The organism is Legionella septentrionalis, from assembly GCF_003989745.1.
GTDB classification, from domain to species: Bacteria; Pseudomonadota; Gammaproteobacteria; order Legionellales; family Legionellaceae; genus Legionella_A; species Legionella_A septentrionalis.
Genome location: NZ_RZGS01000001.1, coordinates 198971 through 216508, shown reverse-complemented (window position 1 = coordinate 216508; position 17538 = coordinate 198971). Strand labels below are relative to the sequence as shown.

The following is a 17538-nucleotide window of genomic DNA, read 5'->3' as shown; positions in this document are numbered from 1 at the left end:
CTGCAAGTTAAAGCTTGTATTCAAATAATTTGAATACAAGCACATTAAGCTTAAGGTTTGGTTACCGTTATTTTGCCAGCTGCAGTATTTGCTTTTATGCTGGGTTCATACATGGCTTCCGCATAAAGCGGCGGCACCGTGTATTTGCCAGCGTTTGTTGCTTTCATGCGGTATACTAATTCTTTCGCTGCAGAATCAAAACTGTCAAAAAATACCACGCGATCTTCACGAATATCAACATAATCAAAATACATCCCCTGGATGGATTCACGGAGTACCTCAAAACCACCTGGTAATAAATCAACAATGGCTCCATTGAGGATAAATTGATCATTCAAACTGCGCACCTGGATATGCACTTCAACCTCATCCCCCAACGCCACACTGGCTATGATATTACCCTGGCTGTCACGGTATTCACGATGGATTTCCAATCCTTGTTGGCGAGCCTCAGTGGGCAAGCTTTTATCAAATCCAGCTTGGCTGAGTTGATAAAAATAAGTGTGCTTTTCCGGATTGGCAAAAATAATCGATTTTACCTCCTCATGCACACTGACCTTCGCATAAGTATCTTTAAGAGTAGCCAACGTTTCCTGCTCTTTGTTTGCCAATACAGCGCGGATCACCAACCCCTCTGCATTATTTTGCTGTGTCTTTGCGTAAGCGCTTAATGCAAGACTTGTATAGGCAGAAAGAATCGTATTGATGTCATCTGTATTTACAGCGGAAACCAAACCTTTGAGAAGATTATTTCCTACTTCAGGTAAACGCTCAGGGAAATGCTGGGCGATTAGATAAAGGTATTGTGCATTGGCGACGTGGTTATCATAAAAAGCAAAACGATCGCGCATTTGCCTGTCAGCTTCATATTGCCGAATCAACTGTTCGGCTTCACTTGTATTTTTTAGCATTTTATAGCTAGCCGCAATGTATGCGCCGGTTAACTCATGTTGCCATTTTTGCGGAGCTGCCTTATCCAGATACAGCTGCAAATTGGTCAAATAATTCGTGGTGACCATTTCATTGCGGGTTAACACATAAATAGCATAAGCCTGCAACCGCGCCATATCCACATCAGACGCATTGCGTGCCGCTAAATCTTTAAGGGAGGAAAGACCGCCATTATATAAATCATCAGGGATGCGATAACCCTGTTCTTTTGCCTCAGTCAGAAAATGCATGGCATACACGGAAGCAAAGGTATTGCTGTCATTTTCCCCCAAGCCAGGCCAATAACTGAAACCGCCGTTCACCATTTGGCGTTGGCCTAACATTTGAATGGTTGTTGTAATTTTTTCCGTTGCCTTTTGTGCATCATCCACCAACCAGGGATGTGCACCGATAGCTAACAGTGGGAATGCTTTACTGACTAACTGTTCCGTGCAGCCATATGGAAAATTATCCAGATAACGTTGCAAACCAGCGAGCAGAATTAACGGACTGCTTGACATGGCTGCATCGACTTGGCGGTATTGCGGGTATAAATTGCGATCAACAGCAATGGTTTTTTCAACGCCATTGCTGCTGCCGCTTGTAACCGTGGTGGAAAAATGAGTGGCAGGGCGTATGCTTACGGTAGCATCCATTTCACTGGCTTTGCCGCCCAGACTGGCGGTAAATGTCATGCGTGCAGAACCTAAGGCAGAGGTAGTAGCCCGCAATTTGAACTGCACCGTTTTCTCGCGCCCTTCTTCAATCATCAATAATTCATTATCCGAACCAATGATTTCAAGTTCAGGGCTTACTTTAAGCTCTACTGCAACTTTACCGCTATTGCCAGCACCCTTGATGTTGTTAGCAACACTGGCAGTTACTACAAACTCATCGCCAGGGGCTACAAAAGTAGGCGTGTTTGGGTTGATGATAAAATCGCCTTTGATTTCCGAAGTCTTTTCTGCAGATCCCACCGCGTCTAATGCCACAGCCACCGCCATGACATGCAACGTCCCGTTAAAATAATCCGGTATCTCATACACCAGTTGACGCACGCTGGAGTCGGTGTCAACTATGCCAGACCAGAAAGCAACAGGCAGATCCGTTTTGCGTTTAAAAGGATTTAAATATTGTGATAACAAGTCTTCACCACCATCACCTCCTGCTGCCGAAAGTTCCCGCTCGCGGATGTAGCGCGGTAAAATTTGATCTACCGTTTGCTGGGTTAATACCTCCAGAGCGCGTTTTTGGAAGAAAAACCCTAGCGGGTCGGGAGTGGTGAAGCGAGCCACCTGTAAAATGCCTTCATCCACAGCAAATACAATAATTTTTCCCGGTTTATCACTGTAATATTCCATTTTATAAGGTTCGCCCGGTCTTGCTGTTTCAGGCACGTGCAAATTGATGTGCATGGCGTGCTGGTCATGATCGACATTAAACGGCACCACGCTATAGCTTAGCGGACTTATGAAAATATCCGGCGAATTCCAATCGCGCACGAAAGCAACATTTACATAACCATTCCCCTGAAAATCGCTAGGGATACGAATTTTTTGTACAGAACTGCTGGTACCGGTTTTAAACCACTGCACTGCATAAACTTTGTCCCGCTCTATGGTAATTAAACCAGAGCCGGTATAAGGAGCAGTAATTTGCAACTCGATTTCCTCGCCAGCTTTATAATCCGTGCGGTCAAGCTTCACGCTCAATTCAGCATTTTTTGCCAAAGGTTTCTGGCTGGCTCCTACCACACTAAATTTAAGATGGCTAAGCTCAGTATCGTCTTTGTCCAGCACGTTAATCGCAAAGTCACCAATTTGCTCAGTAGGCAAATCAAAAGCACTGCCTTTTGCAGCAATGGCAAATGGCTTGGTCGCAAGCACTTTCGTTTGAATTATGGATTGGTATTGATACGTGCCATTGTCATTTTTTATCAGCGTGGATACAGGCTGCAAGGCCACTAATTGCAATGTCATGCCGCCAAGTGCTTGTTGTTGCAGCTTGGGATTTATCGCAATAAAATTCACGCTGCGCTGGCTGTTTTGCTTGATGTAGTTTAGATCGCCATCCGCCTTGTACCCCACAAAATAAGGCAAAGGGCTGACCAAAGTGGTAGCGCGTGTAGCCACACTGCGCCCACCGTCGGCTTCAAACCCCTCGGCAAAAAACGTCAGCTGATAAGTGGCTTTATCGAAACGCTCAAGCTGCAAAGGAAATTCAGCGACACCTTGCATGTCGGTTTTTGCATCAGCCAAATTATCGGTAAACACTTTAGCCGGCTTTTTAGGATCAAGGAGGGGATCGGCAAAGACATAATCAGGATAATTTTTAAACTCCACCGCTTTGGGTTCAAGTAAAATTTTGCCGCTAATACGGCGCTCAGCAGCAGGCGCTCCATACAAATTCCACAATTGCACCTTAGCTTTTAAATTGGTTGGAGAAACCCAGCCATTAATCGATTGCGGCAGAATATTTGCTTTAATACGCATCCTATCCGGCAGAAACTCAGCCACGCGAATACTTGACGATCCCAGCAGGCTTTCAGGGTGTTGATCTTTAACAATATATAAACTGATAAAATAATCGCCGGTAGGAGAAGCCGCATGCGTTGGAAAATCAAAGCTTAAATAGCCGAGGGCATCAACGGTAAATTTTTTATCAAACACCGTCATGCCACGCGGATCAGAAACGGTAGCCTGTACAATAAAGCCGGGGGGCTGCGGTTGCGCATACGCTTGCTTAACAATAACCCCGACATGCACTTCATCGCCAGGGCGATAAATGCCGCGGTCAGAAAATACATAGGCGCTTAAACTATGTTGTTCCTGCCCCGCGCTATATATACCACCTACGTCATAGCGTGAGTAATTTAATTGGCGGTTCACATTATTATAGGGAATAAAGGATACATCAGCACCCAGACTTGCCAAATAAACCACAGGCTCGCGCTCATTCACAAAATCAGTCAGCACCGGAAAATGCGCTTGTCCCTGTTCATTGCTTGCATAGGAAAGCAAGGGTAAACCATTTTTGCCCAAAACCGTCACATTTACATTGGGCAGCGGCGTGCCCGTAGTGATGGATTGCACAAATACATCATGGCTGCCGTCTTGATTGTCCTTAACGACCAATCCCATGTCGGTCACCAGCACTAAACGATTGGCACGTACATCCAACGGCTCTTGAGTTTCCTGATTCCAGCCTTGCGCCTGCAGCAAGAATAAACCTTGCGGGCCTCCTGTATTGGCTGCATTGGCCAAATATTTAGTAAAATCCAAAGCCGTATATTGTTGTTTGGTTAAATCAGAAGCATCAAATTGCTGAATTTCGGAGAAGATTTCACTGATATTTTTTTGATCAAAGCTTTGGTTAATGAAATATGGATTATTAAAATCTCCTTCAGTCTGCGTAACGAGTTGATTGATGTTGTCAGGCAATACGCGGGCAAACTCGAATTTTACAGCCGGCAATCCCCGGATTAACACCGAAAGCTTCCTCTCACCGCTTAACGCAAGTAACGCCCCTTTATGTAGGAAACTGATTTCTTGCGGGTACGGTGGCACTTTGATGATGGCAGTGTAATCTTGCGTCAGTACGAAATCACCCAAGGCACGCGCGCCTTTGTCCAGTTTAAGATAAATATAACGCGGCGTTTGCGCATTAAACTTAAAGCTGTGCAGGGTTGCATAATTATGCTCGGCAGGGATGGCTTCCATCTTAAGTGGGGTGGCTAATTGCAGAATGTTAGAAGTTACTTCCCCGGGATTTTGCCATTCATAATTCTTTTTTTCTTCTGCGTGGGCAGTTGCCGGATAATTTTGCGGTAGCAAATACACATGCAATGCCTTTTTAAGCTCGGTTTCACTTATCCCGGCTGAGGTCTCCAGGGCCAGGATTTGTTCGGGGCGATCTTGCTCATTGCGTACGATAGCAGCCGTGGCGGCGGCCACCTTGAAATAACTGCCCATATCAGGAAGCAAAAGATTTTTGGAAACAGTATGCCGGATCATGCCCGGCCCTGTGACTGAACGCACTCCCTCACCAATGACCAGCACCAAATATTGCGGAGTATCCGTCAGTGATAATGGCTCGGAGCGCAAGTAAGCAATCCGTTTATGCTGATCATAATCCAAGGTGAATTTATAATGTTTTGCTTCCTTATCCAGTTTGCCTTTATGCAAGGTCTGCAACAATAAGGATAAATTACCTTCAAGACTGTTAACCTCGACGGGATAATTGAAATGGATGGTGGCTACCGCTTGTAATAATTTGGGCTGGGTGGGGTCTTGATGCAATTTAAATTGGCTGATTTCTGCCGTAAACGGCTGCGTAGAGAAGGAATAGGCCGGATTTTGCAAGCGAATAGGTTCAGCTAAAACGCCTTCGCCAAAGCGGACCGTATAATCCTGCCCCGCTGGCCAATCTTTCGCTGGGGTAAAAATCAAGCGGCTGTCGCTTTGCCAATACCACTCCCCCTCTAGCGCGGGCGATAATTCAATACCTTGTGGCACATTTTTGCCGATCAATTGCAGTGGGGCAACCGATTTCGGCAGCAACTCGCCTTCCGCATCCTTACTGCCGAAATCAATGATCAAATCGTCTGGAATTAGGGCTTCTTCACGTAATGGCGTAATTTTAGGTGCCGTTATGTATGCTGTAGGTAATTTCGGCTTAGGAAGATTTTTATACCAGCAATAACCATAAATTGCGGCAACCAATAGACAAAGAGTAGCAACCATAACCGTCCAAAAAGCAGCCGGCCTGGCAGCAGCTTGGCGGCGTAAAAAAATCATCCAGGGCGGACTGCTCCAATGCATACGGCCTACAATCATTGCAAAAAAAGCGCCCATGCGTGAAAACAATTCGGAAACCAATGATTTTTTATTCATATATAATCCAATTTGCTGTAAAACACTGCCCGTTCCGTGATAGTTTTAACCACCGAAACCATGTTTAAAGCCGCGCGCATGATTCAGTCATCATGAAAGCATTTATAAAGCTACTTAGCATAACTCTGGTTTTCCTTTTTGTCAGTGGCGCAACCATATTATTTTTCTTACCCGTGCCATCCTTATTGGCCAGTACCCATTTCTCGACTGCGGTGTATGATGAACAACAGCACTTATTGCGGTTAACATTAAGCCGTGACGAGAAATATCGGTTGTTCACCCCTTTGCATAAAATTTCCCCAGAGCTCATTGAAGCGACTCTATTGCAAGAAGATCAGTTTTTTTACTGGCATTATGGCATCAATCCTTTTGCTACCTTGAAAGCTGGGTGGGAAACTTACATTGCCAAACGGCATCGCTTGGGTGCATCCACTATTACCATGCAACTGGCGCGCATCCGTTTTGGCATTAATTCCAAGTTTTTGTCAGGGAAAATCTTGCAAATTATACGGGCTATACAACTTGAAATGCATTACAGCAAGAATCAAATCCTGGAAGCTTATTTAAACCTCGCGCCTTACGGCAATAACATTGAGGGAGTAGGTGCTGCAAGCCTGATTTATTTTAATAAAAAAGCAGGGAAAATCAGCTTGCCTGAAGCATTAACCCTGAGTATTATCCCGCAAAATCCCAATAAGCGCACGCCCCATAATCAAGCGCTTCGGGAGATCCGCAATAAACTATTCGCACGCTGGATAAAAGAACACCCAGAAGATGCAAATAAAAAAATTTTTATTAATTTACCTTTGCAAATGCGTAAATTGCAGGACATGCCATTTATTGCACCGCATATGGTCAATGGTATTTTGCAAAATCCTTCCTTAAAGCCGCAAGAAATCACCACGACGCTGGATGCGCGTATGCAAACCATTTTACTGCGCATGACCCGCAATTATATACAACGCAAAAAAAACTTAGGCGTTCATAATGCCGCGGTTTTACTGGTAGATACCCGTGATATGGGCGTTAAAGCGCTCATAGGCTCCGTTGATTTTTTCAACCGGGATATCCAGGGACAAATAAACGGGACCGAAGCCAAACGCTCGCCCGGCTCCACCCTAAAACCTTTGATTTATGCGCTAGCTTTTGAACAAGGGATCATTCATCCCAATACTGTCTTAAAAGATGTCCCGCACAGTTTCGGCAGCTATAACCCTGAGAATTTTGATTATGATTTTATGGGTCCTGTCAAAGCCAAGGATGCCTTGGTATTAAGCCGCAATATTCCCGCTATTTATTTAGCAAACCAACTAAAAAATCCAACTTTATACCAACTTTTGGAAGAAGCGGCTGTCAGCAACTTGAAATCCGAATCTTATTACGGGCTTGCCTTAAGTCTAGGGGGGGCGGAAATTAGCATGCAAGAATTGACCAGTCTTTATGCCATGTTGGTTAACGACGGCATGTGGCGCCCTTTGCGCATGCGGAAAGATGTGGATACAGTTTGGGGAAAGCGTTTATTGAGCAAAGAAGCAAGTTTTTTAGTGCTGGATATTTTAACCAACACTTCCCGCCCGCGGTCAGCTTCGTCTACTTCGCTGCAGTCCCATCTACCGGTATCGTGGAAAACAGGCACGTCATCGGGTTACCGCGATGCCTGGACTATCGGGGCGTTTGGCCCTTATGTGTTAACGGTGTGGATAGGCAATTTCGATAATAAAAGCAATCCGGCTTTCATAGGCAAAGACATCGCAGCTCCGTTATTTTTTGAATTGGTCAGCGCTATTGAACAAGAGCAGGGAAAAAATCTTGCAGCCTTGGCAAAGCATCCGGAACTTATGAATTTAGAAAAAATCCCAGTCTGCAAAGCATCCGGCTTGCTGCCTACCCGTTATTGCCAAGATACAGAACTCACCTGGTTTATTCCGGGTAAATCACCAATCAAATCAGATACGATTTATCGCGAAGTAGCCATTGATAAAAAAACTGGATTGCGCGCTTGCCATTTTGATGCAGATACCCGTTTTGAAATTTATGAATTCTGGCCTACAGACTTGGCCAAAATTTTCAAGCAAGCGGGCATACAAAGACGCACCCCGCCGCCTTATGCACCAGATTGTGCACTGACTGCCGCCAAGGGCTTGAGTCCACAGATCGTCTCCCCGCAAACTGAATTAAGTTACATCGTCAGAGTCAATGCCATCGAAAAAACTAAAATCCCATTGATTGCAGTCACCGATGCCGATATTGCAGCCATACACTGGTTTATCAACGGCAGCTATTTCGCAAAAACACGTCCAGACAAACCCATTTTCTGGACCGCGAAACCTGGGAAGTTTATCGTGCGCGTGGTGGATGATCACGGTTTATCGGATGCGCGGGAAATCGTGGTTAAAATGGACGGGTAAACCATCATCTTTTGCAAAAAAGCACCTAGCCTAAAAATGAGTCCGTCACTTCATGCTTGTAATGCCGTTACAAAGAATTTTTTACCGCATCCAAAATGGCAAGCCTCACTTGCTCTGCCGCAATCGTGCCCAGCATAAGCTCGCTTACTTCAAGATTTCCCAGGGAAAAGCAAAAAATTATATCGCCATCGTAAGGAGAGAATATCGGCGAGATGGCTTGGGAAAAACCCGCAGCAGTCATTTTTGCCATGCGTTTTAGGGAAGCTTTATCACCTTTGGCATTGGTAAAAACAGCAATTAAGGTGGTATTGGCATTTGCAAATAGATTTTGTTCAGACTCACCGGCAAGCAAACGTTTTTCTGTGTCGGCCCAGCTGCCATCGGCAAAACGCGCTCCTGCCACGATATTGCCTTTATCATGAACATCGCCTACTGCATTAACGGCAGCATAAGCAATAACTTCAAGACCTGAGTCTAGCTTGATGGCAGCGCGCCCCATGCCGCTTTTCATTGGCGAAGCCGAAGCAATCAATTTACCCACCGTAGCACCTGTACCTGCGCCGAGTATACCGCGGTCTTCATTATGCTCAGATGCTTTAAAACAAGCCTGATATACCTCATTTGCACTTGGGGGCACGGGGTGCTTGTAACTTAAATCATATAAAGCCGCGGCTGGAACTAACGGGACAATGGCATTGGGAGCATGAAAACCAATTTCCTTTTCATGCAAATAGCGCACCATGCCTTGAACAGCAAATAACCCGAAGGTGCTGCCACCTGCCAACATCAAACCATGCACGCAAGGGACGCTGTGTTCAGGCTCGAGCACTGCCACTTCATGTGTAGCACAAGCTGAGCCTACAATGAGGTAAGAACCGATCGCACCTTGCTCAAATAAAAAGATTGAAGCACCGGTACCATTGTCCATATCGGTTACATGATTGATCTTCAAACCTTGCATGCATATCCCTTATTGATTTCCTTAGCATTAGTTTAATGCGCCTGCCTGCATTTGCAAATAAAATCCTCCATGCCAATAAATGCAACCGCGGTTATGTCCTGCAAAGGTTTAACGTGCACCAGGAGTGTATTCTGGAAAACGATTTCAGCAACCTTCAGGGAAAATATAAATGTCTTACATGCAAGAAGGCGTGGTGGCAATCATCCAGTGGAAGCCAAGCCCGCTAAACGGCAAAAACGTCCCATCCCATCACCCGATGGTTCCGACATGCAAGCCATGCTCGCGCAAAGCAATCTGCAAGAAGCCACCATGCCTGCGTCCAATGGCTGTATTGCCCAACCATTGCGGGTTGTTTGCACTACCTAAAAGAATGAATAATACTGGGGAAAATCATAAAAATTCTCCCCGATATCCAAAATAATAAGGATAAAATGCTGACCCTGGGTTGGAGCCATTCGGGTAATAAACCACCCTTAATTGCTCCGATCCAAGACACGACTCTGAAAGCGATGAGCAAGTGACTGCGTGGTTGGCTATTATGGATAATATCTCACATATTCTTTACTGAAGTTTTGCACATTCAGCCCGGTTATAGCCCTCGCTTTGCTGCGACTTGTTTAATCTTTGCAATGATTTCCGGGTGGTCCTTCTTAAATTCGGCAAAATCTTTAAAACGCAGTTCATAGAGCACACATGGGGACGCGGCGCGGCAAGTGGCATTGCGGGGTTTATCCTCTATTAGACTAATCTCCCCAATAAAATCTCCTTCGCTTAAGGTGGCCAGCAGCTCGGTTTCTTGATCTTTTTTACGTACGACGTGGATTATTCCACGGGCAATAAAAAAGAGAGAACGTCCCGTATCTCCTTCTTTTATCACTTCATGGCCAATCGGTACCGTGTAAGAACGAAATTTTTGATAAAGCAGGGAAAATTCTTTGTCTTTTAAAGTCTCAAACAAATAAAAATTGCGCAGAAAATCATAAGCATCCAATTGCACGCGTTCCATGGGCTTATGTTTAAGAACATGCATTTGTTGCTCGCATTCTTGGATAATTTCAGCGGCAATGGTGGCAGGCAACTTTCCCGCCCTCACTTCTTCTTTTAACAATTCAATTTCTGCAGTTAAAATCATGTGTTCGTGCAAACGCTCTTGCAAGGATTGGATGACCGTTGGAAAATCATGCAGCATTTGCTCTAATTGTTGCTGGGTGACATATTCCCAATGGGTAATTTGCACCGTAAGATAAGACGTTATTTTTTCGTCAAACTTAATATGCAGCTGCAGTTCTTCAAGTGCATTTTGCAAAATTTTAGTTCCCTCATGCAAAGCCCATATCTCCTCATATTGGCGTGCAATGCGTGTAGCTTGCAAACGTCCCCTTAGCCAATGCATGCCAGGTAAAGGCTCGATAAAACGAATTAAAAAATTATCCAATCGCGAAGGAACTTTAAGAATTTTGCTAACTGCCAACCACCCACCGCCATGGCGCACAGCATCTAATTGCGTGTGGATCGTATCTCTTAAGTTTCGGTAAACGGTTTCTGAAATGAGGCCTTGTGTAAACCAGAGAAACAAGGCTTTTAATTCGCGCCCGAGCATGTGATTTAACAGAAATTGCTCTTGCCTTTTAGGATTAAACGCATGATCTTTAAGGCGTGCCAGAGATTCTTCTGCCTCCTTTAGTTCATAGGCATGCTTATTTTTTAATTCATTAGCCGTATGCAAAGAAACCAGACCGGCTTGCTTTAATTGTTTTAATCGCTGAAGTGCCTGTTTTTTAATAACAATTAACCCATCCAGTTTCATTAACTGGTCGATCACGGGTATTTTATTAAGCCCTAACCAGGCAATAACCCGCTCAATCGTGAGACCCTGTGCAAATAAGGTGAATAGAACCGCCCCTGCCACCAAATCAATGAGCAGAGTTTGTCCATGAAAATGCTGCAATCCAAACACCGTGGCTAAAGAGACTCCCCCACGCAATCCTCCCCAAAAAATTACCGTTTGGTAACGCCAGTTTACTTTGGTGGATAAGGGGAAAAGGCGAGAAACAGGAATTAATCCAAACACAACGACAGCGCGCGAAATTAACATGGCAACAACCACCACTAGCCATTCTGCCAGCACGTGCCAAGTGTGAGAGATATTGATATTCAAACCGACTAATAAGAAAAGAAGAGCATTTACCGCATAAGCTGCAAATCCCCAAAATTTCTCCAGATAATTTGTTACGTCGGGAGATATTTTGGTTTGCCCCCAATTTCCCATGGTTAATCCCGCCGCGACCACAGCTAATGCCCCGCTCACCATTAAAACTTGTTCAGCGATAATAAAAGATGAATAAGCTAAAACAGTCGTTAAGGAAATCTCAATTTGTGGCTGCGATTTCAGCAAGCTTAATATACTTCCCATTAAATGGGCAAAAAGCCAACCAAAGAGCAGCCCGCCTAAAAATTTAAGCAAAAACTGCATCCCACCCTCTGCAATGCCCGGTGCATCGAGCATGCCTATGGCGAGCATAATTCCAAATGTTTTGGCAAGAATAACCGCTGTGGCGTCACTGAACAAACTTTCTCCCTCGACCAATATCCTTAATTTTTTAGGTGCGCCTAAACTTTGGAAAAGAGAAAGCACTGCAATGGGTTCAATAGCGCTTAAAATAGCGCCTAATAGTAAGGCTAACAACCAGTTCAATGAGGTAAATTGATGCACAATAAATCCCATGAGCAGCGTTGAAATCAATACCCCGGGGATGGCAAGCACCAGAATTTGCGCGAGATTGCGTTTAAGCTGGCGAATGTCGATGTGGTAAGCGGATTCAAAAAGTAAGGTCGGCAAACATAGATAAAAAATGAAATCAGGACGCAATTGATAAATATTAAAAAAACGAAGCCAACCAATACCCTGCCGCTCCAAATGGCCAATAAGTAAACCAATCCCCACCAATGCAATGGTAAAACGCCATTTTTGGCGTGAGCACGCCGCCATGGTTATTGCTGCAATAACCAGTAACAGTACAAATGCTATAACCAGCTGCGCTGCCGGCGGTAAAAGATATTGTCCCAGAGCCAAAACTCCTGTTTGCCAACGCTAGAAATCATATCCAGCTAATCATTCTCGCAGTGTCCATTTTTTCTTGCAATAGAACCTATGCTACTCTGCTCTATTGCTTTACGAATTACCCTCCGACTGTATTTAGATCGCCCATTTAATCAATTTATCGCTATCATGGTGCAATGAATACAATTATTCATTTTTAATGTAATCTTATGAAAAATAATACTTCTTATTATTTTTCCACATCATCTTTCTCAAGCAGTGAATGAGGGTTAATCACGAAAATAATTTTTCCAGCGAGTACAGGTTGCGCCATCCATTCCTTGTAATTTTCTTACGCAACCACATCCTGAAGCTAACTTAACACCTGCATTGGCTGAATTTTCCATAGTAGACGTATTTACTCCAATCAGCGAGGCAAATTATCAAAACCCGAATGATACAAACCTTGCTCCATTGTTCTCATTGCAAGCTAAACCCCCACAGCCCGAAAAACAACTATTGGTCCACGATCAATAAATTTTGCTGAATTTTTTGCATAACTGGACGCCTTTCCTGCAACATTAACACCAGCCTTTAGCATTGTTTCGGCCATCCACATCACTGTGGTACAGAAACTATCACAGTTCAAGATAACCTGTATTTCGCTGCTCTTTTGCAGGCATTAGGAAATGCTGTAACCTGCCCACAATTGGATACAACTCCCTTTATTCCACAAAACATCCCAACGAACCAACTGCAACCAGCATGCCTGCCCCTTATCACCCGCGGCGATCAAACCTGCGGCTTATTCATATTTACCCCGGGCAGAGAACTGAATCTTAATTTAGTTAACCCGAAACCATGTAAATATTTCCACTTATAATTCTTGCGGCAATCAACATGTCTCTTCTGATTTACTCAAGCAGAACGAGCCAAGATGCAGCCGCTTGGCAATCAGGCAGCCGCTAGCCGCTGACAAACGCATGCACGAAATTTGCCAGCACAACCCTGGCACACACTCATAGAAAATATCCTGGCCATACCCTCAACAATAAACCCTTTTTTTACAACAGGATCCCAATGAAATTAAGTTCGACAAGGCATTCGCTCTAAATCATACCGCAAGCCCCGGCTCCACTGGTTTTTTACTGCAAAACGGGGATTTTTTGCCTCTCCCTTGCCCATGAATGGGCCGATGGATAAGCAACAGGCACAACAATTTTATAATAGCGACAACCTTGCTAGCCCTTGGATTTTAGCCCCGTATAGACTTAAGTGACAGGCGAGCAGAGATCGCATATTATTTATAAACCCAAATGTTGCTATTCTCTGCATAATAGTCAGAAAAATCCCATATCATCGAGTGATCCCATGCGCCAATTAAACTTATTTGATAAAATATTAAGTGAGTTAGACACCACTTTACGGACATTATTCATACCACAAAACCGTCCCTGTGATCGCGCTACCCCGGGCGAGCATATTGAGGAGCCGCTTTTGACTCGTGCTGAAAAACAACACGTTGCAGGCTTAATGCGGGTCAATCATGCCGGGGAAGTATGCGCGCAAGCACTCTACCAAGGCCAAGCCCTTACTGCAAAATTAGATCATGTAAAAACGCAAATGGCCCAGGCGGCTAAGGAAGAAGAAGACCATTTGGCTTGGTGTGAGCAACGATTAGCTGAATTGAGTGAGCGGCCCAGTTGGTTGAATCCGTTATGGTACGGCGGTTCTTTTCTTATCGGGGCACTGGCAGGACTTGCAGGCGATCACTGGAGTCTTGGTTTTGTCGCTGAAACCGAACGTCAAGTCACAGCACACTTGCAAAATCATTTAAGTAATATTCCTGCTCAGGATGAAAAAACCAGGGCAATTTTAACGCAAATGCGGGAAGATGAAGAATTACATAGGCAAACGGCAATGACTGCCGGTGCTGCCGAGCTGCCCGGAGTTGTTAAATATGTGATGGGCAAAGTATCCAAATTAATGACAAAGAGCAGTTATTATATATAAATATATTCTTTTCTCTTCGCAAGTTGCCTCCCTCCCATGGCATTAATGGGAGGCGGTTGCCCGGAATAAACACCTAGGAAACAACATGGAACAAGGCATGTTCTTTATTCTATGCGTTATTTTGATAGCCTATCTTTTTGATTTTATAAACGGCTTTCATGATGCCGCAAACTCGATTGCCACCATCGTGAGCACCGGGGTGTTGACCCCAAGGCAAGCCGTATTATGGGCGGCTTTTTTTAATTTCATTGCTTTTTTGTTTTTTAATCTGATGGTTGCCAAGACCATTGGCCACGATCTGATTGCCACGAGTATCATCGACCCGAAACTGATTCTTGCCGCTCTTTTCGGCGCCATTTCCTGGAATCTTTTAACCTGGTATTTGGGACTGCCTTCCAGCTCTTCCCATGCTTTAATCGGAGGTTTGGCAGGAGCTGCTGTCGCACGAGGTGGGTTAACCACCTTAAAATGGAGTGGATTTACTAAAGTTGCCATCGGTATTTTTATTTCTCCGGTAATGGGATTAGCAGCAAGCTTGCTGCTTGCCTATGTATTTATAAAACTGTTGCAACCTAAAGACAGCGAGCGGTTCAAAAAAATGTATAAAGCCTTGCAATTGGCTTCTTCTGCTTTATTAAGCCTGACGCACGGCGGTAATGATGCGCAAAAAACGATGGGTATTATTGCCATTTTGCTTTTTTCCGCATCCTGGCTTGATGGTGAATTTTATATTCCTTTATGGGTAGTCATTTCCTGTCATGCCGTAATCAGCTTAGGAACCTTGGTTGGTGGCTGGCGTATTGTGCACACAATGGGCAGTAAAATCACGCAACTAAACACCTTAAGCGGTTGTATGGCGGAAACTGGAGCCGCCGCAGTTATTTTTGCCTCAACAGAATATGGCGTCCCAGTTTCAACAACGCAAACCGTAACCGGCGCCATTGCTGGCGTGGGATTGATAAGCGGCTTGAAAGGCACTAACTGGCGGATGCTTAGAATTATTTACCTGTCCTGGTTACTCACGCTGCCTGCCTCAGGTATAATTGCCGCAGGAATTATTCTTTTGGTACATTAATTGGAAGGGTTTTCCTTGCCTTTGTATTCCAATTCACTATTTAAACGGCTAAAGGAAAAATAAACCACAATGCCGACCAGCATCCAAATTATAAAACGCAACATGGTCACTAAAGGTAAATTGATAATAAGATACATGCAGCTTATCACTCCCAATATAGGTACATAAGGCATGAAGGGCGTTTTGAAAGGACGCGGAAGCTCAGGATGCGTGTAGCGTAAAATCAACACACCACTGCAAACGATCATAAAGGCAAATAACGTTCCTATATTAACCAGTTCTGCCAAATCATCGATGGGTACTAATGCGGAAACCGATGCCATTAATAAACCGCATACAATGATAATACGCACCGGTGTGTGCGTTGTTTTATTAATGACTGCAAAAAAACGAGGTAATAAGCCATCGCGTGCCATGGCATAAAATACGCGGCTTAATCCGTAAAAAAGCACCAGCATCACCGTGGTCAATCCTGCTATAGCCCCAACGCCCACCAAACCTGCAGCTGCCTTATAACCCAGCGTTAACAGCGCATGGCTTATTGGGGAAGCAACGTTTAGCGTACTGTAATGCACCATGCCCGTTAGCAAAGCGGAAACCAGAATGTAAATGAGGGTACAAATCACCAATGATCCCAAAATGCCGATGGGAAGATCGCGTTGTGGGTGGATGGCTTCCTCGGCTGCAGTGGATACTGCATCAAACCCCACATAAGCGAAAAAAATGAGAGAAGCACCTTGCATTACGCCACTCCAGCCAAACGGGAAAAATGGCTGCCAGTTTTCCGGTTTTACTTCATGCACTGCCATTATGATAAAAATAGCAATCACCAATAATTTAACCAGCACCATCGCATTATTAATGCGGGAACTTGATTTAGCTCCCATGATCAATAAAAGACACAAAATAAAGATGATTCCCAGAGCAAGAATGTTGCCTATGCCACCATTGGCAGGGGCATGCAACAAATAAGTAGGAATATGAATGTTCAATGCCAATAAAAGATCATTAAAATAACTACTCCATCCCACAGAAACTGCAGAAACAGCAATGGAATATTCCAACAGCAAATCCCATCCTACTATCCATGCTACCAATTCACCAAAACCTGCATAAGCATAGCCATAAGCGCTGCCACAGCCGCCAATTGCTGCTGCCAATTCAGCATAGGAAAGTGCAGAAAATGCGCAGGCAAGCCCTGCCATCACATAGGAAAAAACTATAGCCGGGCCAGCTTGCGTTGCCGCCACAATGCCGGTGAGCACGAAGATACCAGCACCAATAATGGCGCCTATACCCAAAAAAGTTAAGTCGAAAGCCGATAGACACTGCTGCAGGCGATCGCCATTTTCAATGGATTCATGAATACCTTTTTTACGAAACAAGTCCATGTTAATACGCTCGTCCTTTACATTTAAATGTTAAGCAAAATCTGTGTTATATTCATAAACCATATCACTTAACAGCCAATATTGCATCCCTATTTCATAGGGATGACTAACTCAATCCATGAATTATTTTCGAATTTGTTTATTACTGCTGGTTGTACAAAACTCATGGGCAGAAGTCACTGAAACTTATAGCCACGGGCCGTCCTGGCTACAGACAATTTGCCACCGTCTGCAGCAAATTTGGAACGAAGGCGATAGGGATTTATATTTTACCGGGTATGCCTGGCATAACCGCCATACCTATGCAAAAGAAAAAATAGCGCAATATAATGAAACTGCCTGGGGGGGCGGCATGGGTAAAAGCCTTTATGATGAAAAAGGCAACTTACATGGCCTCTATGCTTTTGCATTTCTTGATTCGCATAAAAACATTGAGCCCATCGCAGGTTATGCATATTTTAAAATGGCCCGTCTCACTGAAAATATCCGCCTTGGGGCTGGAGTAACGGCATTCATTACGGCCCGCTCAGATATATTTCACAATATTCCCTTCCCGGGTGCCTTACCCATGGCTTCTTTAACATACCGGCGGGCTTCGCTGGCTGCCACCTACATCCCAGGTGCAAAAGGAGCGGGGAACGTTTTATTTTTATTAGGAAAATGGCAGCTGGATGTATAAGTGCTCTCAGGAATGAGTCGCATTGTTTATTCCCTGCATACGCAATGGTAGATGTTTAACTAGAGAAAGCTGTTGAATAAACACTAGTCACGGCAATTGCATCCTCAGTAACTTTTTTCATGGCTATGCTGCCATTCATAATGGTCACA

At 44.4% G+C, this 17538-nt stretch carries 9 protein-coding genes; 5 read left to right on the top strand and 4 right to left on the bottom strand.

Annotation, left to right across the window (positions count from 1 at the left end; translation table 11 throughout):
- Positions 1 to 50: 50 nt before the first annotated feature.
- A complete protein-coding gene (locus ELY11_RS00960; RefSeq protein WP_127032327.1) occupies positions 51 to 5822 on the bottom strand; it encodes an alpha-2-macroglobulin in 5772 nt (1923 codons plus the stop codon).
- 92 nt (positions 5823 to 5914) lie between these two features.
- Between ELY11_RS00960 and pbpC the strand changes: the two genes are divergently transcribed.
- Positions 5915 to 8230: a penicillin-binding protein 1C gene (gene pbpC, locus ELY11_RS00955; protein ID WP_126953306.1), complete on the top strand. Its 2316-nt coding sequence runs from the start codon at positions 5915 to 5917 to the stop codon at positions 8228 to 8230.
- A gap of 67 nt (positions 8231 to 8297) precedes the next feature.
- Here pbpC and ELY11_RS00950 read toward each other — a convergent pair whose 3' ends face one another.
- On the bottom strand, positions 8298 to 9191 hold the full coding sequence (locus ELY11_RS00950; RefSeq protein ID WP_127032326.1) for a P1 family peptidase: 894 nt from the start codon (positions 9189 to 9191) through the stop codon (positions 8298 to 8300).
- Between the two features lie 93 nt (positions 9192 to 9284).
- On the opposite strand from ELY11_RS00950, the gene ELY11_RS00945 reads away from it, so the two are divergent.
- Entirely contained in the window at positions 9285 to 9557 is a 273-nt protein-coding gene (locus ELY11_RS00945) for a hypothetical protein (RefSeq protein ID WP_127032325.1), read from the top strand.
- Between the two features lie 223 nt (positions 9558 to 9780).
- Here ELY11_RS00945 and ELY11_RS00940 read toward each other — a convergent pair whose 3' ends face one another.
- A complete protein-coding gene (locus tag ELY11_RS00940; protein ID WP_127032324.1) occupies positions 9781 to 12264 on the bottom strand; it encodes a cation:proton antiporter in 2484 nt (827 codons plus the stop codon).
- A gap of 1338 nt (positions 12265 to 13602) precedes the next feature.
- Here ELY11_RS00940 and coq7 point away from each other — a divergent pair.
- Together coq7 and ELY11_RS00930 are read left to right on the top strand one after the other, a co-directional pair.
- The gene (gene coq7, locus ELY11_RS00935) at positions 13603 to 14244 is read left to right on the top strand and encodes a 2-polyprenyl-3-methyl-6-methoxy-1,4-benzoquinone monooxygenase (protein ID WP_126953342.1); all 642 of its coding nucleotides are present in this window, start codon (positions 13603 to 13605) and stop codon (positions 14242 to 14244) included.
- Positions 14245 to 14329: 85 nt separating this feature from the next.
- Positions 14330 to 15319, top strand: coding sequence for an inorganic phosphate transporter (locus tag ELY11_RS00930; RefSeq protein ID WP_126953302.1), 990 nt, complete (start codon positions 14330 to 14332; stop codon positions 15317 to 15319).
- Here the strand turns inward: ELY11_RS00930 and ELY11_RS00925 are convergent.
- Positions 15316 to 16710 (bottom strand): amino acid permease, encoded by a 1395-nt coding sequence (locus ELY11_RS00925; protein ID WP_127032323.1) that lies wholly within the window; start codon positions 16708 to 16710, stop codon positions 15316 to 15318. The two genes, ELY11_RS00930 and ELY11_RS00925, sit on opposite strands and share 4 nt — an antisense overlap.
- 118 nt (positions 16711 to 16828) lie before the next feature.
- Between ELY11_RS00925 and pagP the strand changes: the two genes are divergently transcribed.
- Positions 16829 to 17389: a lipid IV(A) palmitoyltransferase PagP gene (gene pagP / locus ELY11_RS00920; protein WP_126953300.1), complete on the top strand. Its 561-nt coding sequence runs from the start codon at positions 16829 to 16831 to the stop codon at positions 17387 to 17389.
- The last annotated feature ends 149 nt before the right edge of the window (positions 17390 to 17538 follow it).